The organism is Haloarchaeobius pelagicus (assembly GCF_051207375.1).
Lineage (GTDB): Archaea > Halobacteriota > Halobacteria > Halobacteriales > Natrialbaceae > Haloarchaeobius.
Genome location: NZ_JBPJZD010000001.1, coordinates 602,531 through 619,799 on the forward strand (window position 1 = coordinate 602,531; position 17,269 = coordinate 619,799).

The 17,269-nt window shown below is 67.7% G+C and carries 17 protein-coding genes; 7 read left to right on the forward strand and 10 right to left on the reverse strand.

Features of this window, described 5'->3' with window-relative positions:
* Positions 1-350: 350 nt before the first annotated feature.
* Both ACSC1S_RS03090 and ACSC1S_RS03095 read left to right on the forward strand, forming a co-directional pair.
* A complete protein-coding gene (locus tag ACSC1S_RS03090) occupies positions 351-1,019 on the forward strand; it encodes a helix-turn-helix domain-containing protein (protein WP_435363112.1) in 669 nt (222 codons plus the stop codon).
* A gap of 402 nt (positions 1,020-1,421) precedes the next feature.
* Entirely contained in the window at positions 1,422-2,375 is a 954-nt protein-coding gene (locus ACSC1S_RS03095) for a hypothetical protein (RefSeq protein WP_435363113.1), read from the forward strand.
* Positions 2,376-2,396: 21 nt separating this feature from the next.
* Here the strand turns inward: ACSC1S_RS03095 and ACSC1S_RS03100 are convergent, their stop codons facing one another.
* From ACSC1S_RS03100 to ACSC1S_RS03125, 6 genes are all read right to left on the reverse strand, one after another.
* Positions 2,397-2,834, reverse strand: coding sequence for a hypothetical protein (locus ACSC1S_RS03100; RefSeq protein WP_435363114.1), 438 nt, complete (start codon positions 2,832-2,834; stop codon positions 2,397-2,399).
* A gap of 66 nt (positions 2,835-2,900) precedes the next feature.
* On the reverse strand, positions 2,901-3,761 hold the full coding sequence (gene mtnP / locus ACSC1S_RS03105; protein ID WP_435363115.1) for an S-methyl-5'-thioadenosine phosphorylase: 861 nt from the start codon (positions 3,759-3,761) through the stop codon (positions 2,901-2,903).
* A 32-nt stretch (positions 3,762-3,793) separates the two neighbouring features.
* Complete coding sequence (locus ACSC1S_RS03110) at positions 3,794-4,243, reverse strand: hypothetical protein (RefSeq protein WP_435363116.1); 450 nt, start codon at positions 4,241-4,243, stop codon at positions 3,794-3,796.
* On the reverse strand, positions 4,236-5,408 hold the full coding sequence (locus tag ACSC1S_RS03115; protein ID WP_435363117.1) for an outer membrane protein assembly factor BamB family protein: 1,173 nt from the start codon (positions 5,406-5,408) through the stop codon (positions 4,236-4,238). The genes ACSC1S_RS03110 and ACSC1S_RS03115 overlap by 8 nt, the downstream gene beginning before the upstream one ends.
* Before the next feature lie 67 nt (positions 5,409-5,475).
* The gene (locus ACSC1S_RS03120) at positions 5,476-5,910 is read right to left on the reverse strand and encodes a hypothetical protein (RefSeq protein WP_435363118.1); all 435 of its coding nucleotides are present in this window, start codon (positions 5,908-5,910) and stop codon (positions 5,476-5,478) included.
* Between the two features lies 1 nt (position 5,911).
* Positions 5,912-7,141, reverse strand: a complete 1,230-nt coding sequence (locus ACSC1S_RS03125) for an outer membrane protein assembly factor BamB family protein (protein ID WP_435363119.1) — start codon at positions 7,139-7,141, stop codon at positions 5,912-5,914.
* A 146-nt stretch (positions 7,142-7,287) separates the two neighbouring features.
* On the opposite strand from ACSC1S_RS03125, the gene ACSC1S_RS03130 reads away from it, so the two are divergent.
* Positions 7,288-8,733: an MATE family efflux transporter gene (locus tag ACSC1S_RS03130; RefSeq protein ID WP_435363120.1), complete on the forward strand. Its 1,446-nt coding sequence runs from the start codon at positions 7,288-7,290 to the stop codon at positions 8,731-8,733.
* On the opposite strand, the gene ACSC1S_RS03135 is transcribed toward ACSC1S_RS03130, so the two are convergent.
* From ACSC1S_RS03135 to ACSC1S_RS03145, 3 genes are read right to left on the reverse strand one after another with little or no spacing between them, the layout of a single operon-like run.
* Positions 8,721-9,323, reverse strand: a complete 603-nt coding sequence (locus ACSC1S_RS03135) for an HD domain-containing protein (RefSeq protein ID WP_435363121.1) — start codon at positions 9,321-9,323, stop codon at positions 8,721-8,723. The two genes, ACSC1S_RS03130 and ACSC1S_RS03135, sit on opposite strands and share 13 nt — an antisense overlap.
* A 32-nt stretch (positions 9,324-9,355) precedes the next feature.
* Complete coding sequence (locus ACSC1S_RS03140) at positions 9,356-10,048, reverse strand: phosphoribosyltransferase (RefSeq protein ID WP_435363122.1); 693 nt, start codon at positions 10,046-10,048, stop codon at positions 9,356-9,358.
* A 56-nt stretch (positions 10,049-10,104) separates the two neighbouring features.
* On the reverse strand, positions 10,105-10,524 hold the full coding sequence (locus ACSC1S_RS03145) for a GNAT family N-acetyltransferase (protein ID WP_435317410.1): 420 nt from the start codon (positions 10,522-10,524) through the stop codon (positions 10,105-10,107).
* Positions 10,525-10,632: 108 nt separating this feature from the next.
* Between ACSC1S_RS03145 and ACSC1S_RS03150 the strand changes: the two genes are divergently transcribed.
* On the forward strand, positions 10,633-12,051 hold the full coding sequence (locus ACSC1S_RS03150) for an alpha/beta hydrolase (RefSeq protein WP_435363123.1): 1,419 nt from the start codon (positions 10,633-10,635) through the stop codon (positions 12,049-12,051).
* Between the two features lie 37 nt (positions 12,052-12,088).
* A complete protein-coding gene (locus ACSC1S_RS03155) occupies positions 12,089-12,988 on the forward strand; it encodes a PhzF family phenazine biosynthesis protein (RefSeq protein ID WP_435363124.1) in 900 nt (299 codons plus the stop codon).
* 3 nt (positions 12,989-12,991) lie between these two features.
* Here ACSC1S_RS03155 and ACSC1S_RS03160 read toward each other — a convergent pair whose 3' ends face one another.
* Entirely contained in the window at positions 12,992-13,654 is a 663-nt protein-coding gene (locus ACSC1S_RS03160) for a hypothetical protein (RefSeq protein WP_435363125.1), read from the reverse strand.
* Positions 13,655-13,811: 157 nt separating this feature from the next.
* Here ACSC1S_RS03160 and ppsA point away from each other — a divergent pair, with 157 nt between their 5' ends.
* On the forward strand, positions 13,812-16,130 hold the full coding sequence (gene ppsA, locus ACSC1S_RS03165) for a phosphoenolpyruvate synthase (RefSeq protein ID WP_435363126.1): 2,319 nt from the start codon (positions 13,812-13,814) through the stop codon (positions 16,128-16,130).
* A gap of 69 nt (positions 16,131-16,199) precedes the next feature.
* On the forward strand, positions 16,200-17,264 hold the full coding sequence (locus ACSC1S_RS03170) for a hypothetical protein (RefSeq protein WP_435363127.1): 1,065 nt from the start codon (positions 16,200-16,202) through the stop codon (positions 17,262-17,264).
* Positions 17,265-17,269: the final 5 nt, after the last annotated feature.

The window sequence follows — 17,269 nt, forward strand, 5'->3', positions numbered from 1 at the left end:
CCCAGTGGCGGCCCGACTCCGCCACCGGATGTGGGTCTCTTCACTCTCTCACGAGTAGCATCGTCTCCAACCCGAACTGGTAAGGCAATACTGGTAGGCTGACCGTGGTCGTAGGTAGGCTCGTCCCACACCGATCTCTCACCCGGTCTCGGGACGACTACCGTCCGTTTTTCGTGACACCGGCGTGCTATCTGGAGGTTAGCAACCCATGAAGAACCCAGTAGTGTGAAATTGATGATAGTTGTCTTCCGGCATACGTAGCCGTCATCTACGTCGCTTAAAACATGTTCATATACATATCAGATGGATGTACGGAACGGTCATATCCTTCACGAACGTATTCGTGACCCATGGGGGTCATAGCCGATTTCACGGTGGGCACCGAGGACTTCGCACTCGGAGCAACCGCCGAAGGGGGAACAGAGCTGACCATCGAGGTCGAACCGATCGTGCCAGCGTCCGACGACGTGTTCCCGTACGTCTGGGTCACGGGGAACCCGGACGAGTTCGAGCGGGGACTGGAGGCGTGTGAGTACGCCAAGACGTACGACTTCGTCGAGCGCATCGGCGAACGACGGTTGTACCGCATCACGTGGAACGAGGGTATCCACGACCTGCTCGCGTGTTTCGTCGAGACGGACGGAACGATACTCCGGGCGCGCGGCGGCAACGGCTGGCGCTTCACCGTCCGGTTCCCGGACGACGCGAGCGTGAGCAAGTTCCACTCGATGTGCCAGGAGCGAGACGTCCACCTCGACCTGCACCGACTGACCCACGTCGAGGAGGGGACCGACAGCGCAGCAGACGAGTACGGGCTGACCCCGGAGCAACGGGAGGCGCTGATGCACGCCGTCAAGACGGGATACTTCTCCATCCCGCGGCAGTCGACGCTCGACGACATCGCCGAGCAGTTCGACATCTCGAACCAGGCGGCGTCCGAGCGGATCCGCCGTGCGACGGAGAAGGTCCTGCGGCAGGCGCTGGTCGACCAGGTCGATGCCATCGCGGAACATCCCTGAGAAACCCGTCGCTGTCTGGCACTTTTCGAGGCACAATTCCGGCGAGCAGACGCCGGGTCACGCGGTGTGGTACCATATACCGGTTTAGATAGCAAGCACCACGGCCAAGACGTCTTACGGACAATGTAGAGTTGACTGTCGTCCCGGAATTCGGAGGGGGAAGGGGGCGGCAGTCTGGGGGTGCGGGACCGACCATTCGCAGGCTGGTCCCGCATCACTCGAACGCCAGCCGGGCTGACTGGCCCCACACCGCATCCACCGTCAGTCGAAGCCCATCATCACATCCGTCAGGCGTCACCGCAAATCGCTTGCACGTCGGCCCGGCCGGGCGTTCACCGTTCTACAGACACTCCATCCGATAGCCGCAGGGATTCTTGTACCCGCACGACCACAGAGGTTCCAATGGGATTGCTGAGTGGGTCGGGTGACGCGGACCGCGCAGAGGAACTTTGCGAGCTGGCGCGGTCCGACCCCGACGCTGCCGCGGGTGCTGCCGACGAACTCAGGGAGTTGCTGGCGAGCGACGAGGCCGACAGCCGGACGGCGGCAGCCGACGCCCTGTTCCACCTCGCACCGTCACATCCGGACGCGGTCGAGCCCGCGGTCGACCGGTTGCTGTCTCGACTCGACGACGGAGACGCGAGTTCACGCCGTCGTGCCGCCGACGCGCTGGTCGCACTCGTCGATGCCGACCCGGCAACGTTCAGCGCCTGGGTCGAGACCACGGCCCCGCGTCTGGATGACGACGACCCGTACGTCAGGGCGACTATCGCGAACGTGTTCGCGCTCCTCGCGGCCGAGCGCCCGAGTAACGTCCTCTCGGCTGTCGAAGACCTCTGGACGGCGCTGGTCGACCCGGGCGACTGGGACGTCCGCGTCTTCGCGACCGGTGCGCTCGCCGATATCGCGGTCCGGCATCCGGACGAGGTCGTCCCGGCGGTCGAGCAGACGATCGCCAACGCTGGCAAGCCCGTGCCCGCATTACAGGTCGCCGCGGTCGACCTGCTCGCGACGGTCGGCGTCGACCAGCCGGGCGTCGTCGACGACGAGGTCGACGAGGTGCTCGCGGACATCGCCCAGAACGCACCGCCGAGCCAGCGCGAGGCCGCGTTGCTCGCCATCGGTCGACTCGGGAGCGCCTGTCCGGGCTGCATCCCGACCGCACTCGAGACGGTCGCGCCCGCGCTCGCGGCGGATGACCGGGCGGTTCGCAGAGGGGCTGCAGCGGCCTACGTCGCCATCGCCAGTTCCCGGCCCGACGCGGTACCGACCGACGAGGCGACGCGCCAGCGGCTGTGGTGGCTCGCCGACGAGGTCGACCAGCCGATAGCGGCGCTGCTCGACCGGCTCTCGTAGCGCCGCGCGTCGTGCTCGTCGTTACCGGAGCCGCGCACGCAGCCTCGCCAGCCTGTCCTCGACGTACTCCCGGCGTCGCTCGTGCCGACGCTCGGTCTCCTCGACGCCGCGAAGCGTCCGCACGCCGACCACCTCCTCGAACTGGCCCGCGAGGATGCACGTCTCACTGGTGTTCCCGGAGGTGCAGAAGTAGGGGTTGTCGAGCCCGGCCACGTCGTCCTCGTCGAGTTCTCTCGCCTTCGAGAGCGAGAGGCGCATCACGCCGAGGTTGAGCTCTCGGGACTGCCGGCCGCGAGAGGGGAACCAGCGGTCGTCGTCGGCCTCGACGATGTAGCCCTCGCCACAGAGGGGACAGACCGACCCGACCGCGTGGTCGAGCGTGTCGAGGAACTCGCGGGCCGCGTCCTCGTCGCAGTCGAGTTGGTCGGCCGTCTGCGCGACGAGGGTCTCGTCGTCCATCACGCAGACGAGGGGGACCGACCAGCAAAAAACGTCCGGTGGTCGGGGTCGGGGGAGTCGCCAGAGTCAGTCGTCGAGGTACTGGCCGGCGAGCAGGTCGACGCGCTCGCGGGTCTCGGCCGGGATGGCCTCGCTGGGCGTGTTGATGGTGCCCTCGAGGGCGGACCAGGCGTCGGACTCGAAGTCCTCGGGCATCGAGCGCACGGCCTCCTCGACGACCGCGTTGATGGACTCCTGGTTCGCGGCAGCGTTCTCCAGCACCTCGTCGAGGGTGACCTCGTTGTCCGCCTTCCAGACGTCGTAGTCGGTGACGCCGGCGACGGTGGCGTAGCTCATCTCGGCCTCGCGGGCGAGCTTGGCCTCCGGGATGGCGGTCATGCCGACGATCTCCCAGCCCTGCTCGCGGTAGAACTCGGACTCGGCGCGGGTGGAGTACTGCGGGCCCTCGATGCAGACGTAGGTACCGCCCTCGTGGGTTTCTGCATCCGTCTCGGCGCGCTCGGCCGCGTCGGCGAGGTGCTCGACCATCGCGGGGTCGTACGGGTCCGCAAAGCCCATGTGGACGACCATGCCGTCGCCGAAGAAGGTGTGGTCGCGGTGGCTGGTCCGGTCGAAGATCTGCGTCGGGACGACCAGCGTGCGCGGCGGGAGGTCCTCGCGCAGGCTGCCGACCGCGTTCGTCGCGATGACGCGGTCGACGCCGACCGACTTCAGCGCGTAGATGTTCGCCTTGTACCGGGCGTTCGTCGGATTGTGCTGGTGGTCGGGCCCGTGCCGGGGGAGGAAGGCGACCTCCTTCCCGGCGAGTTCGCCGAGCGTGATGTCGTCGGAAGGCTCGCCGAAGGGCGTCTCGACACTCTTCGTTGCTACGTTCTCGAGGGGCAGGGCGTCGTAGATGCCACTGCCACCGATGACGCCGATGGTCATGGGTTCACGAACTCGTGGCGCGCGTAAAACCGCTACGAGTCGTCACGGCGGGCGGTCGCGTCCTGGCCGGGCGTGGGCCACTCCCGGAGTGCCGCGAGGCCGTCGCGGTACGCGACGAAGTACCCCAGCAGGTACGCCCCGGCCACGTTCAGGGTCGGCCCGAGCAGGTACACTGGCATCCCGCGGACCGCCGGGACTGCAGGCGCGAACAGCACCTGTGCGACGTAGAAGACCGCCGCGGAGACGACCGCGAACACGATGGCTGCGTTCGGGGCGTTGTCGGGGTTCGCGGCGTAGAAGGCGACGGCGAGGAGGAGGGCCACCCGGAGGAGCACCGCGAACGGCACGACCTCCTGCTGGTCGAGCAGCCACCCGGCCGGGTAGGTCGCGAGCCACGCCGGGACGAGCATCGGGATGGACCGTCCGATTCGGCCGAGGAGGGTCGCATCGGCCGTGATGGCGTCGCCTGTCTGTTCAGGCATCCTCGCTCACCTCCAGCGCGTAGAGCCGCGAACGCGTGAGCGCGAACAGGCGGCCCGCCCCGAGGGCGAGCGTGCGGGCCTCGCCACCGTCGAGAGCGATGCGTCCCCTCGTCTCGCCGGTCTCCGGGTCGAGCACGTCGACGCCTGCGGGCCGGTGGACGTAGAGTCGGTTCTCGGTGCGGACCGCGCCATCCACGTCCCCCCGTTCGTCGCGGTGCCACAGTCGGTCGCCGGTCTGGAGGTCGAACGCGTGGAGGTCTCCATCTAGCCCGGTGAGGACTGCGAGCCCGACGGTTACAGCGGCGTCGACGACGGGCGAATCGGTCTCGACCTCCCAGCGCAGGCTCCCGTCGTCCGGGTCGAACGCCTGGAGTCGCCCGGTTTCGCCGGAGCCGCCGTACGCGAGGAACGTGTCGGGGAGTGCGACGCTGCCGCGATGGAAGTACTCGTACTCGGGCGTCCGCCAGAGCCGCGAGCCGTCGGTCGGGTCGTGGGCGCTGTGGCGAACCGTCTCGAACCGCGCGTCGGTACAGAACAGTCTCCCGTCGCCGTAGGCGACCGGTTTCGCGTACTGCGTCGTCTGCCAGTGGGGAAGTCCACTCCCGACGTCACGCGCTTCGAGGCCGTCGTCACCGGACAGGAACAGGACGGTCCCGACGGGCAGGTACGTCGGGTCGAGCGGCCAGAAGAGCGAGCGGTCGTCGATGTCGGGGAGCCACCACGCCCGCTGTCCGTCGTCTCCGAGGACGTGGAAGTCCGACTCGGTCGGGCAGCAGACACGGCCGTCGACGACGGCGATGCCAGGGGCGAGTTCCGCATCCGGGTCGAACTGCCAGCGCGGTCGGCCGTCAGCGGTAGCGAGCGCCCGGAGGTCGTTCTCGGTCGGGACGAACACCGTTTCGTCGGCGACGGCGAGGCTGTACCCCGTCTCTGCGTCGAACGGAACTTCCCAGGCGACCGAGAGGTCGTCGCCGCCAGCGACGGCTGCGTAGTTCTGCCGGCTCGGACTCCGACCGGCCAGGTGCCACTCGTCGAGCGAGACTGACGGGCCGGTGTCGAACCCATCCCTGAACAGCGAGGGTCGTATGGCCTGCCCGCCGAGGAGCGCGGCCGAACCGAGGAGGAGGACCTCGCGGCGGGAGAGGTGCTGGAGGGGACCAGACATATATCGAACACGTTTTCGAGGCGGTAAATATCCCTCGGAGCCGCGTCGTAGGGATGGGTGAGCCCGCTCAGGATTCGTCCTGCGGTCGGTCGTACCGGACGTAGCCGACTACCCTGCCTGCGAGGTTCGCGAGCGTGTCGCCTCGTCCCGTCACACCGCCGCGGTAGACCAGCACGTAGCCGACGAGGGCTGCGGCGAACAGGTTACAGAGCACCGGGACCAGTGCCACGACGGGACCAGTGAGCGTCGCGCTGAGCTGGCCAGCGGTGGACGCCAGTACGAGGAAGACGGTGGTGGTAGCGAACAGGAACCGGAGGACGCGCCAGCCGTCGGTGTCGTCGCCAGCCGCGTAGACCGCGAGGGGGAAGACGGCGAGGTTCGTCCATGGCACGCCTCCGAGCAAGCGAAGGTGGCCGTCGAGTACGTAGACCACGGGAATACCCAGAATCGAGATGAGGAACCCGAAGAGGAGCGTTCGCCAGAGGCGGCCGAGCAGCCCCATCTCACAACACCTCCATCGCCCGGAGGGTGTTCCCGGCGGTGACGTACAGTCGACCGTGTGCCACGGCGAGAGAGCCGGAACCGGCCGCTGAAAGTGCGATTCGGTTGCGAATCCGTCCAGTTTCGGTATCGAGAATGACCAGATTCTCGCCGGTGTGGACGAAGAGGCGGTCGTCAGTACAGACCGGTCTGATGGACGGGGCCGACGTATCGAGTTCCTGTACCCACCGCTCCGACCCATCCGCGGCATCGAGTGCGAGCACCTGCCGGCTGCGCTCCCCGTGCCCGGGGAGGTACACCGTTTCGCCGTCGACCGCCAGCGAGGACCCGGTCCCCTTGGCGCTCTCCCAGTCGGGCCGACGCCACCGAACCTCACCGCTGTCGGTATCGAACGCGACGAGTGGGTCGTGCCCGGACTTCTTGGTGAGCAAGAAGGCCATGCCGTCCCGGTAGGCGTGGCTGCTCTTCCAGCCGTCTTCGAACACGCCGGTCGTTCGCGCCGTGACGGTCTCGCTGGCCACGTCGACCACGGCCACGTCGCCACCCGAGATCAGACAGACGACGCGGCCGTCGTCGCCACACACCACCGGTGACAGGTTCGGGTCCGAGAACGGGATGTGCCAGTGTTCCAGCCCGGTAGGCGCGTCGTACGCGCCGAGGCCGTCGCGGGCAGTCAGCGACAACAACACGTCACCGACGGGAATCCCGCCGAACCCGATGCCTCGGCGGACCCACTCGACGGTGCCGCTCGCGCTCTCGACGCCGAAGAGCGTGTTCCCGTCGACGGCGACGACTGTTCCGTCCACGAGTGAGAGCGCTGGCGTCCGGTCCGTGTACATCGAGCGGCTCGGGCCGCCCGTCGTCCCGTCCGTGTACATCGAGCGCTTCGGGCCGCCCGTCGTCCATCGCTGGGCACCGGTTCGGGCGTCGACTGCGACGAGTTCGTCGTAGTCCGCGGTCACGACCACATCGTTGCCAACGACGAGGGAGCGGCGGATGCTCCCACCGCCCACCCGCTGGGTCCAGACCGTCTCGAACTGGTCGCCGAGCGTCGCGTCGGTGTAGCCGTCCCGTCGGTGTGAGCCACCGGCAGTCGGCCACGGCGCGCTGGCGCTCCCGGGCGTCGCGTCCGCGCCCCCGGCGAAGAAGGACGGGTCGAATGTATGCCCGGCGAGGGCCGCGCCTCCGCCGACGAGGAGAATCTCACGACGGGACAACCAATCATCGGACATATCTTACTTTTGGATTGAGGTGCCCCTGTGTAAATGCGTGCCGACGTGTTCCCCGCCCACGAATCCACCCCCACGAATCCACCCCCATGCCACGTGCTACCGGCCCCTAGACGTATTGATACGTCTGGGAACCGTTTCGATTCGTAATGGCTGAACCGCAGGTACAGAACGAGATCACCGAGGGTGAGCTGCTCGGCCCGATGGTCCGACTCGCGTGGCCGATGGTGGCCATCCAGCTGCTGCAGGTCGCGTACAACCTCGCCGACACGGCGTGGCTCGGGGCGTACTCCTCGAACGCGGTCGGCGCGCTGTCGATGGCGTTCCCGCTCATCTTCTTCCTCATCTCGGTGGGCGGGGGGTTCACCGCGGCCGGGGCCATCCTCGTCGCGCAGTACACCGGCGCGAACAGTGACGGCTCCGCCGGGCTCGTCGCCGGCCAGACCATCGTCTTCGTCGGCATCTTCTCCGTCGTCATCGGCCTGCTGGGCTACCTGCTGACGGACGCGATGCTGGGCGTGTTCCCGGCCGACCCGGAGACGGCCGAGTTCGTCATCCCGCTCGCCGCGGACTACATGCGCCTGTTCTTCCTCGGGTCGCCGTTCCTCTTCGGCTTCTTCGTGTTCACCTCGCTGCTGCGGGGGTACGGCAACACCCGGACGCCGATGCGCATCATGGTCGTCTCCGTGGTCGTCAACGTCGTGCTCGACCCCCTGCTCATCTTCGGGGTCGGCCCGTTCCCCGCCATGGGTATCGAAGGTGCCGCAATCGCGACGGTGTTCGCCCGCGGCGTCGCGACGGTGCTCGGGTTCTACATCCTGTTCACCACGACGGTCGGCCCGACGGTCCTGCGCGAGCACCTCGTCCCCCACCTCCCGACCATCCGTGACATCGTCCGGCTCGGCGTCCCGAGCGCGGCCGAGCAGTCGATGGCGTCGCTCGCGTTCATCACCCTCACCGCGATGGTCACGACGTTCCCGCCCGCGGTCATCGCCGCCTACGGGCTGGGCAACCGACTCATCTCGCTGGTGTTCCTCCCGGCGATGGGCCTCGGCCAGGCCACGAACACCATCGTCGGCCAGAACCTCGGCGCGGGCAAACCGGAGCGCGCCGAGCGCGCGGTGTGGATCGCCGCGAAGCTCGCCGCCGGCGTGTTGCTCGTCGTCGCCCTCATCGTCTGGGCGTTCCCGACGACCATCCTGCGGCCGATGATGAGTGCCGACACCGCACAGGCCGCCGAGACGCTGCGCTACGGGAGCGAGTACCTCCGCATCGTCGCGGTCTCGTTCGTCGCCATGGGGCTGTTCCCCGTGTTCCTCGGCGCGTTCCGCGGTGCGGGCAAGACCACCACCGCGCTGGTGTTCTCGGCCCTCGCGCTCTGGATTGCCCGGGTACCGGTGACGTACTACCTCGTGTTCACGCTCGGGTGGGGCACGACCGGCATCTGGACTGCGGTCGCCATCGGTGACGTGGTCGGGGCCATCGCCGCCATCCTCTACTTCACGCGGGGGACCTGGAAGTCGGCCATCGTCGACCGGGAGGAGGGTGTGCGGGGTGAACCCGAGTCGGCTGGGGTGGCGAGTCAGGACGACTGACCGCGAACCCGCTCGTACTCCTCCTTCGCCGCGTCGAACAGCTCGTGCCCCAACTCGGTGCTGAGTCTCGGCTCTGCGGTCGCGAAGAACTCGTCGAGGTGGTCGTACTCCCGAAACTCGCCGGACGCACCGGGCTGGTAGCGCCCCTCGCGCTCGTAGACGACGGCCTGCAGGCACATGTCCACGAGGTCCATGTCCTTCACGAACCGCGCCTCGGGCGTCTCCCGGGCCTCGTACTCGGCCCAGGCGTCGTGGGCGTGGTCGAAGTCCGCGAGGAGGTCCGTCGCGGCGGCTGCCTCGGCTGCCTCCTTTTCCGCGGGGTCGTAGGTGTCCGCGGTCTCGTCGGCTCTGGTCGCCCAGTCGCCGGTCTCGGCCTCGGCAACGTCGTGGACGACCGCGAGTCGGAGCGCCCGGTTCGGGTCCACGCCGGCCTGCTCGGCGAACAGCAGCGTGAGGTAGGCAACGCCCCAGGAGTGTGCGGCGACCGACTCCGGGTCCGCGATTCCCCGGAGCTGCCAGCCGGTGCGCCGCTCGTCCTTGAGCGCGAGGGCGGCCAGCAGCGGGGCCAGGGCGGGGTCGTCGTCGGTCATCGAACCAGTGAAAACGAGTCGAAGCGATGGAATCAGTCGACGAGTTCCCAGCCACCGTCGGTGGCGTCGACAACGTCGCGGCGGGTCATCTCGGCCATGACCTCGTCGAGGCGGTTGGGCTGGGCGATCTCCATCTCGATGCGCTGGAGGTCGTGCTGTTCGGCGAGGGAGTGGCGGATGTCCTCCTTGGTGTAGACCGACTGGTCGTTCCGGTCCATGACGCCGCCGATGATGTCTATCATGTCCTCGATGAAGTTCCACGGGTACACCATCCACGCCCACTCCTCGAGACGCTCGCCGATGTAGTCCGGTTCGAACTCGCTGGTCTGGAGCAACTGGAGGGTCGCGGTGCGGACCTCGCCCGCGTTGCGCTCCTCGACGTACTCCTCGGCGCGCTTGATGGAGCCGCCGGTGTCGGCGATGTCGTCGATGATGAGGACGTCCTTGTCCTCGACGCTCCCTTCCGGCATCGGGTAGCGGACCTGGGGTTCGTCGGCCTTCTGGGCGGTGCCGACGTAGTGTTCCATCTTCAGGCTCGTCAGGTCGTTGAGCCCGAGGAAGTCACAGATGCATCGTCCGGCGAACCAGCCCCCGCGGGCCAGCGCCACGATGACGTCGGGCTCGAACTCGTCCTGCTTGACGTCCTTGCTGACGTCTCGACACAGGCCGTAGATGTACTCCCAGTTGGTGATGGTGCAGTTGAAATCGTCCGGGAGGTCGCTCATACCCGCCACTCCCGCGCGTCGCTACTTAACGGTTTACAGGTCCGATTCGGGCGTTCTCACTCGATGCGCGTGAACATACCCCGCGACGCCGGGGCGGTCGGCTCGAACCCCCAGTGCTCGTAGAACCCCTCGACGTCTGCGAGGAGATTGACGTACGCCGTCGGGGGTGCGTGCTGGCCGAGGTAGGTCATCAGGGCGTCGACGATCTTCGTCCCGAGGCCGCGACCCTGGTGGGCCGGGTGGACGGCGATGTCGACCAGCTGGAAGACCAATCCCCCGTCGCCGACGATGCGGCCCATGCCGACGACCTCCTCTTCGCCGGTCACGTCGCTGTCGGGGACGACCGTCACGCCGTAGGTGGTGTTCGGGAGGCCACGCCGGGCCGCGTTCAGACTTCGTGGTGACATGCCCGCGGCCTCGCGCAGGGCGACGTACTCCTCGGGCGTCGGGAGGGTCTCGCGGAGTTCGTAGTCCATACAGGAGAGTCACCGGGGACGCCTGATACCCGTGTCGAGTTCCCGGGGCGACTCTGGCTCCAGTCCGGAAAGAACCAGTTTATGACACTTCGGGCGGTACGACCACGTATGCGCGACGCCCTCCCTCGCAGACGCATCCTCCGAGTCCTCGCGGCGACCGGGACGGTCGCTCTCGCCGGCTGTTCCGGCGGTGGGGGGACGCAGGCGACGACCACACCGGAGCCCGACACGGCGACAGCGACGGCCACCCCGACCGCGATCGACACCGAAACGACCACCCGGCAGCCGACCACCGAACCGCGCTCACCCGAGGAACTCACGGCCCGCGCCCGGGCACTCACCCTCGACCTCGGCAACGGCGCGTACGACAGCCTCACCGACGAGTTCGTCGGCCAGGCGGCCGAGCAGGTCTCCGTCGACGTGCTCCGGCAGGCGTGGACGACACAGACCACGGGCAAGGGCGAGTTCACCGGCATTGCGAGCGCCGACTACTCGGAACAGAACGGGGTCCACCTCGTCGTGGTGCGCGCGACGTTCCAGAGCGGCGTCCTGCTGGTCAACTGGGCCTTCGACGACGCGGGCGGCGTGGTCGGCCTGCGGCTGAACCAGCCGTCCGCCCCGTGGAGCGTGCCCGAGTACGCGGACGAGTCCAGTTTCACCGAATCCGAACTCGCGCTCCCATCACCGGCCTGTGACCTCGGCGCGACGCTCTCGCTGCCGACCGGCTCCGGGCAGGTACCCGGCGTCGTCCTGGTCCACGGGTCTGGCCCGAACGACCGCGACCAGAGCGTCGGTCCAAACAAGGTGTTCAAGGACCTCGCCTGGGGACTGGCCTCGCAGGGAATCGCGGTCCTGCGGTACGACAAGCGGACCTTCGCCTGCGAGGTTGCGCGGATCGACGCGACCATCGACACCGTGACCGTCGACGACGCCGTCACGGCCATCGACCGGCTCGCGGGCGAGGACCGAATCGCGGACGTGACCGTGGTCGGGCACAGCCTCGGCGGGCTGGCGGCCCCGCGCATCGCCGCCCGGTCCGACGTGTCGCGCGTCGTCATGCTCGCCGCCCCGCACACGCCGCTGTGGCGGTTGATTCCGGAACAGGTGCGCTACCTCGCGGACCTCGACGAGACCGTCTCCGAGGCCGAGCGCGAGCAGATCGAGCAGTTCGACCGGGCCGCAGACCGCATCGCGGCGGGCGAGTTCTCCGACGACGACTCGCTGATGGGCTTCCCGGGGACGTTCTGGCGTAGCCTGACGCAGTACGACCACGTCGCGGCGGCCCAGGCGCTCTCGGTGCCCACGCTGCTCGCACAGGGTGCGCGCGACTACCAGGTTCCGCCCAGCGAACTGGACGCCTGGACTGGCGCGCTCACGCAAGAGAGCGTCTCGTTCAGGTCCTTCGCCGCCCTGAACCACCTGCTCATGCCGGGTGAGGGGCCGGCGAACCCGAGCGAGTACTTCACCCAGAACCACGTCGGGAGAGGACTGGTGACCGAGGTGGCCGCCTTCGTCACGGACGACTGACGCCACTTTCTTGGCCTGACCGTTCCTCGTGAGGCGCATGGATACCTATCGTGCGCTGCAGGTCGACGCCTTCACCGACGAGCCACTGGCTGGCAACCCGGCGGGCGTCCTGCCCGACGCCGCGGGGCTGACCGACGAGCAGATGCAACAGGTCGCGCGGGAACTCGCCGTCTCCGAGACCGCGTTCGTGCTGCCCAGCGACGAGGCCGATTACCGGCTCCGGTACTTCACGCCGACCCAGGAGGTCGACCTCTGCGGGCACGCGACGGTCGGGGCGTTCGGCCACCTCCACGAGGACGGAGCCATCGACGCGGGCGAGTACACCGTCGAGACGAACGTGGGCGTCCTCGACGTCGCCATCGACGCCGACGGCACGGTCTGGCTCACGCAGGACACGCCACACGTCAGGGAGGTCGAACCGACGTACGAGCGCGTGGCCGAGGCGCTGGGTGTCGACGTGGCTTCCCTGAAGGACGTGGGTGCCGACCTGCCGCTTGCAGTCGCCTCGACCGGCGTCCGCTACCTGCTGGTGCCCGTGAACTTCCTCGAACACCTCGGGAACGCGGACCCGGACCTCGCCGCGGTCGAGGCACTGACCGACGAGTTCGACGCGCTCGGCGTGTACCCGTTCACCTTCGACGCGATCGGCGCGGACGCGACCCTCCACGCCCGGATGTTCGCCCCCGGCGCGGGAGTGCCGGAGGACCCGGTGTGTGGCACGGGTGCCGGCGCGGTGACGGCGTACCTCGACCACTACGGCGCGTTCGCCGACGAGTTCCCGGAGGAGGTCGTGGTCGAACAGGGCCACTACGTCGACCGGCCCGGACGGGTCCGGGCGCGAGTCGACCCGGTCGCGGTCGGTGGAAGAAGCGTCACGGTCCTCGACGGGTCGCTGGTCGTCCCGGACGCAGAAGAAGACGAGATTCTGGAGGTGTAGGTCCTACTGCAGGGGGTCGTCGGTCCCGCCGTCGCTGGCCGGGTTGCCACGACCGCCGCCGGACCCGTTGCTGTCGTCGGAACTACTGCTCGAACTTCCAGTGCGCGAGCCGGAGCCGGTCGAGGAACCCGAGTTCGACCCGGAGCCCGACCCTGACCGCGAGCTACTCCGCGAACTGCCCGTGCCCGAGGACCGGCTGGACGAGGACCGGCTGGATGAGGACCCGGCAGTGCTGGTCGAAGTGGTCGCTGTGGTCCCGCTGGTGCCGCCCGTGCTGGCATTCGATTTGATCTCCGAGCGCAGGTCGGACTCGAGACTCGACAGCTGGTCGTTCACCACGTCGAGGACCTCGCTTTTGACCTGCTGGTCGTCCTGCTGGCCGCCGCCTCCGGTCTCGATTGCCTTCCCCATCGTCTTCACCATCGCGAAGGACTTGCCGAACTGCCAGACGACGACACCGAGGACGCCGAGTGCGACCGAGGTCACCGGGCTGGCCGCGGCGATGGCGGCGTCGAAATTCTTCGGGAAGTCCTGCAGGAGAATCTGGATCGTCTCGCCGAGTCCGAGGTAGAGACCCACCCCCGCGATACCGATACCCACGACGAAGGAGAGGAACGCCAGGGTGCGGTAGTACGCGACGAGTGTAACCGTCTGCTTGGTATTCATGTCCGAAGGGTCACAGTCCCTGACTATAACCGCTGCGGCTATCATCCACATGGGCAACACTTGCCGACCGCCCGAATCGTTCACTCAGGGCCGAGTGAGAATCCATAGACGGCGTCCGGAATCTTCATGGTCGCGCCGGGATTGCCTCCGAATAGAGATGGCAGTACTCTGGCTGGACGACATACGGGCCAGCGATCTTGAAGCCGTCGGCGGTAAAGGCGCATCCCTCGGCGAGCTGACCGCCGCAGGGCTCCCTGTACCACCCGGGTTCGTCGTGACCGCGGGCACGTACCGCAAATTCATCGAAGAAGCAGGTATCGACGAAGAGCTGTTCGAGGCCGTCGACGTCGACGTCGACGACTCGAAGGCCCTCGCAGCGGCCGAAAAGCGCGCGAGTGAACTCATCCTCGGCACGCCGTTCCCCGACGAGCTCCGCGAGGAGATCCTCGCGGCGTATCGCGACGTCGACGACGGCGAAGCGTTCGTCGCCGTTCGGTCGTCCGCGACCGCCGAGGACCTCCCGGACGCCTCCTTCGCGGGACAGCAGGAGACGTTCCTCAACGTGACCGAGGACGAACTCCTCGAACGCGTGCGGGAGTGCTGGGCGTCGCTGTTCACGCAGCGCGCCATCTACTACCGCCAGCAGCAAGGGTTCGAGCACGCCGACGTGAACATCGCGGTCGTCGTCCAGCTGATGGTCGACGCCGAGAAGTCCGGCGTGATGTTCACCAGCCACCCGTCGACGGGCGAACCGAAGATGATCATCGAGTCCGCGTGGGGCCTCGGCGAAGCCGTGGTCTCCGGGACTGTCTCGCCCGACAACTACGTCCTCGACCGCGAGAGCGACGAGGTGCTCGAGGTGACGGTCGCGGACAAGAAGATCCAGATGATAAAGGACCCCGACACCGGCGAGACCGTCGAGGTCGACGTCGATGCGGACCGGCGCAACGCTCGCGTCCTCTCCGACGAGGAGCTCTCGAAGCTCCGTGAACTCGGCGAGACCGTCGAGGACCACTACGACACGCCCCAGGACGTCGAGTGGGCCATCGTCGAGGACGAGGTGTTCATGCTGCAGTCCCGGCCCATCACGACCATCGCCGAGGGCGACATCGGTGAGGCAGACGAGACGCGCGTCGACGCCGAGATGGCCGAGGAGGCCAGTACCAGCACCGACGGCAGCGGCACTGTCGGCGTCGAGAAACAGCAGATTCTGGTGCAGGGTCTCGGCTCCAGCCCGGGCGTCGCGTCCGGGAAGGCCCGCATCGTCAAGAAACTGGACCAGCTCGACAAGGTCGGCGAGGGCGACATCATCGTCACCGAGATGACGACGCCGGACATGGTGCCCGCGATGAAGCGCGCCGCCGGTATCGTCACCGACGAGGGTGGCATGACCAGCCACGCAGCCATCGTCTCGCGCGAACTCGGTGTCCCCGCCGTGGTCGGCGCGGGCAACGCCACCTCGACGCTCGACGACGGCCAGCTCATCACCATCGACGGCGACAAGGGTACCATCCGCGAGGGTCGCGTCGAGCCCGACGAGGAGGAGCGCGAACCCGTCGAAGAGGTCCGCCCGCAGGCCCCCGTCAAGCCGATGACGGCGACGGAGGTCAAGGTCAACGTCTCCATCCCGGAGGCCGCCGAGCGCGCGGCAGCCACGGGGGCCGACGGCGTCGGCCTGCTCCGCATGGAGCACATGATCCTCTCGACGAACAAGACGCCCGAGAAGTACATCGAGGACCACGGCGAGAAGGCGTACGTCGACGAGATCGTCGAGGGCGTCCAGCGCGTCGCCGAGGAGTTCTTCCCGCGGCCGGTTCGCGTCCGCACGCTCGACGCACCGACCGACGAGTTCCGCCAGCTCGAAGGCGGCGACAGCGAGCCCAAGGAGCACAACCCGATGCTCGGCTACCGCGGTATCCGCCGCAGCCTCGACAAGCCCGAGCTGTTCAAGCACGAGCTGGAGGCGTTCCGTCGCCTGTTCTCGATGGGCTACGACAACGTCGAGATCATGTTCCCGCTCGTCAACGACGCCGAGGACGTGATTCAGGCGCGCAACCTCATGCAGGAGGTCGGCGTCGACCCGAACAAGCGTCGCTGGGGCGTGATGATAGAGACGCCAGCGTCGGCGCTCGGCGTCGAGCAGATGGCCGAGGCCGGCATCGACTTCGCCTCCTTCGGCACGAACGACCTCACCCAGTACACACTCGCGGTCGACCGGAACAACGGCAACGTCGCCGACCGGTTCGACGAGCTCCACCCGTCCGTGCTCGAACTCATCGGCCAGACCATCGAGACGTGTCGCGAACACGACGTGGCCACGTCCATCTGCGGGCAGGCCGGCTCGAAGCCCCAGATGGTCCAGTTCCTCGTCAACGAGGGCGTCTCGTCCATCTCGGCGAACATCGACGCGGTCCGTGACGTCCAGCACGAGGTCAAGCGGGTCGAGCAGAAGCTCATCCTCGAATCGGTCCGCTGAGGGGTTCGGTAACTCCCCTCAGGTTATCGGGATTCGTCCTTATCACCGAACCTGTCCATTCTCTGGAGCATGAGAGCTATCGCCAGCGTGGCTGTCGTCGCAGTCGTCGTCCTCGCCGGTTGCGTCGGCGGCCTCGGGGCCGTCGATTCCACAGGGGCCAGCACACCGGACTTCGCGCCGGGCGTCGCCGCCGACGGCATCACCGACCCGACCGAACTGCTCGCAGCGCACGAGGAGGTCCTCGCGGGCATCGGGTACGAACTGTCGCTCGAACTCGACTACTCGGCTACCGACGGGAGCATGAGCCAGTCGAAGCAGGTCACCGTCGGGACCGACGGTGCGTTCACCATCGCGGAGCGGTCGACCTACGGCGACCAGACCGCCCGGCGAGCCCTGTTCAGCGACGGGACCCTCGCGTACGAACGCGACGAGTTCACCGGTGAGGCGACCTACAGCGGCTACGACGCCGATATCGCCTACAGCGAGTTGACCGGAAGCGAGGTCCTCCAGACGTTCCTCTCGACGGTCTCGTACGAGGCGTCGGAGGTGCAACGCGACGGCAAGACTGTCACGCTGTTGCAGGCCGACGACGTCTCCGCGGACCCGCTCGGGTTGGGTGATGGGGCGACCGTCACCTCGACCATCGTGGTCGGAACTGACGGTCTCGTGCAGTCGCTCGAGGCGACCGCGACGGTCGGCTCCGGCGAGGAGGCGCGGACCGTGACGGTCACGTACACCGTCACGCCCGCCTCGCCGACGGTCACCGAACCGAACTGGGTCAGCCAGCACCGCGACGAGATGACCATCGCGGACCTCGAATACACGATTCAGGGGGACGCGCTCAAGGTGAAGCACGTCGGCGGTGACGTGCTGCCTGAGGGGACGGAAATCACACTCGTCGTACAGCAAGAAGACGGTGACGTGACGGTCACGTATGCGACGCTCGACGGCGACCTCGCAACCGGCCAGACCGCGTCGGTCCACAACGTCGGCTCCGACGAACAGGCCACCGCCTACGTCGGGGGCCACGAGGACCCCGAGGGCGGGACGGTCATCGACGGGTTCGTCGAGGTGACGGTCAGGAACGGGATGTCGCTCGTCGACGTGGACTTCCTGACGAGTGACGACGAGTAGGGAGC

Bases quoted from the DNA above. Each gene is read 5' to 3' on its own strand.
- ACSC1S_RS03090 (WP_435363112.1), top strand. From the start codon at position 351: ATGGGGGTCATAGCCGATTTCACGGTGGGCACCGAGGACTTCGCACTC.
- ACSC1S_RS03095 (WP_435363113.1), top strand. From the start codon at position 1,422: ATGGGATTGCTGAGTGGGTCGGGTGACGCGGACCGCGCAGAGGAACTT.
- ACSC1S_RS03100 (WP_435363114.1), bottom strand. From the start codon at position 2,834: ATGGACGACGAGACCCTCGTCGCGCAGACGGCCGACCAACTCGACTGC.
- mtnP (WP_435363115.1), bottom strand. From the start codon at position 3,761: ATGACCATCGGCGTCATCGGTGGCAGTGGCATCTACGACGCCCTGCCC.
- ACSC1S_RS03110 (WP_435363116.1), bottom strand. From the start codon at position 4,243: ATGCCTGAACAGACAGGCGACGCCATCACGGCCGATGCGACCCTCCTC.
- ACSC1S_RS03115 (WP_435363117.1), bottom strand. From the start codon at position 5,408: ATGTCTGGTCCCCTCCAGCACCTCTCCCGCCGCGAGGTCCTCCTCCTC.
- ACSC1S_RS03120 (WP_435363118.1), bottom strand. From the start codon at position 5,910: ATGGGGCTGCTCGGCCGCCTCTGGCGAACGCTCCTCTTCGGGTTCCTC.
- ACSC1S_RS03125 (WP_435363119.1), bottom strand. From the start codon at position 7,141: ATGTCCGATGATTGGTTGTCCCGTCGTGAGATTCTCCTCGTCGGCGGA.
- ACSC1S_RS03130 (WP_435363120.1), top strand. From the start codon at position 7,288: ATGGCTGAACCGCAGGTACAGAACGAGATCACCGAGGGTGAGCTGCTC.
- ACSC1S_RS03135 (WP_435363121.1), bottom strand. From the start codon at position 9,323: ATGACCGACGACGACCCCGCCCTGGCCCCGCTGCTGGCCGCCCTCGCG.
- ACSC1S_RS03140 (WP_435363122.1), bottom strand. From the start codon at position 10,048: ATGAGCGACCTCCCGGACGATTTCAACTGCACCATCACCAACTGGGAG.
- ACSC1S_RS03145 (WP_435317410.1), bottom strand. From the start codon at position 10,524: ATGGACTACGAACTCCGCGAGACCCTCCCGACGCCCGAGGAGTACGTC.
- ACSC1S_RS03150 (WP_435363123.1), top strand. From the start codon at position 10,633: ATGCGCGACGCCCTCCCTCGCAGACGCATCCTCCGAGTCCTCGCGGCG.
- ACSC1S_RS03155 (WP_435363124.1), top strand. From the start codon at position 12,089: ATGGATACCTATCGTGCGCTGCAGGTCGACGCCTTCACCGACGAGCCA.
- ACSC1S_RS03160 (WP_435363125.1), bottom strand. From the start codon at position 13,654: ATGAATACCAAGCAGACGGTTACACTCGTCGCGTACTACCGCACCCTG.
- ppsA (WP_435363126.1), top strand. From the start codon at position 13,812: ATGGCAGTACTCTGGCTGGACGACATACGGGCCAGCGATCTTGAAGCC.
- ACSC1S_RS03170 (WP_435363127.1), top strand. From the start codon at position 16,200: ATGAGAGCTATCGCCAGCGTGGCTGTCGTCGCAGTCGTCGTCCTCGCC.